This window comes from Pseudomonadota bacterium (genome assembly GCA_034660915.1).
In the GTDB taxonomy this organism is placed as follows: domain Bacteria; phylum Desulfobacterota; class Anaeroferrophillalia; order Anaeroferrophillales; family Anaeroferrophillaceae; genus DQWO01.
In genome coordinates, this window is record JAYEKE010000041.1 from 1 (window position 1) to 1,289 (window position 1,289).

General features: G+C 48.3%; 1 protein-coding gene. It reads left to right on the plus strand.

The window, feature by feature from the left end:
• On the plus strand, positions 1 to 1,011 hold a 1,011-nt coding region (gene ltrA / locus U9P07_02360), incomplete at its 5' end, for a group II intron reverse transcriptase/maturase (GenBank protein MEA2108250.1).
• Positions 1,012 to 1,289: the final 278 nt, after the last annotated feature.

Here is a 1,289-nt window from a genome sequence, read left to right on the forward strand (position 1 = left end):
ATACCAAAAGCCAATGGCAAGATGCGCCCACTGGGAATTCCCACGATAAGGGATCGAGTGGTGCAAATGGCCGCTTTGTTGATATTGGAGCCAATCTTTGAAGAAGATTTTGAAGATTGTTCTTATGGATTCAGGCCCGGCCGTTCTGCTCATCAGGCACTGAGTGAAATCAGAGACTATCTGCAGGCAGGCTTTTGTGCAGTATATGATGCCGATCTCAAAGGGTATTTCGACTCGATTCCGCATGACAAGCTGATAGCTTGCTTGCGAATGCGAATTAGTGACAGACATGTACTGAAGCTAATACGTATGTGGCTTAAAGTTCCGATTATTGATCCCGAGAAAGGGGAAGGTGGAGGTGCAAACAAGAGCCCCATCAAAGGTACGCCACAAGGCGGAGTTATTTCTCCGCTGTTGGCAAACATCTATCTGCATTGGTTTGATAAGGTGTTTCACCGCTCCCAGGGACCGGGCCAGTGGGCGAATGCCAAACTGGTACGTTATGCCGATGACTATGTTGTGATGGCGCGCTATATCGATAAACGAATTACGGGCTGGATTGAGGAGAAAATCGAAGGTTGGTTGGGTTTAGAGATAAACCGGGAGAAAACCCGAATGGTAAATCTGAAGGAGAAGGGCGCAAGCCTTGATTTTCTTGGTTATACGTTTCGGTATGATCTCGACCTTGGTGGGCGAGATACCCGGTATCTGAACATGTTTCCCTCTAAGAAGGCAATGGCCCGAGAGAGGGATAAACTGCGCGAGATGACAAGTTCGAAGATGTGTTTTAAGCCAATTCCAAAGCTTATTGGGGAGATCAATAAGCAGTTGATCGGCTGGAGCAACTATTTCGGACAGGGCTATCCCCGGAAAGCATTCCGTGATACAAATCGGCATGTTCGGGAGCGTCTGTATAAACATCTCTCACGCCGCAGCCAACGGCCTTGGCGTCCGCCCCAAGGAGTGACCGGCTATGCATATTTCAAACGATTGGGTTTGGTATATCTGTAGCATGATTTTGGTGAATGTGTATGCCTGAGGCGAGATTCTTCAGGAAAGCCGGATGCGGGAAATCCGCCTGTCCGGTTTGACGAGGGGGAGGGGACTTCCCTCCCTACTCTACTGCTCTCTGTGGTAAAAAATTCTTTGGTCAAATCAAAAGGGGACGTTGTTGCTTTATTGCTTTAAGCCAGTCTGCTTCCCGGGAGTTATTGTTTCAGCCACAGACAGACACGGACAAACACAGACAAAAAAATTATCTCCGGCTACCAGATCAAGGTCACCGGGTA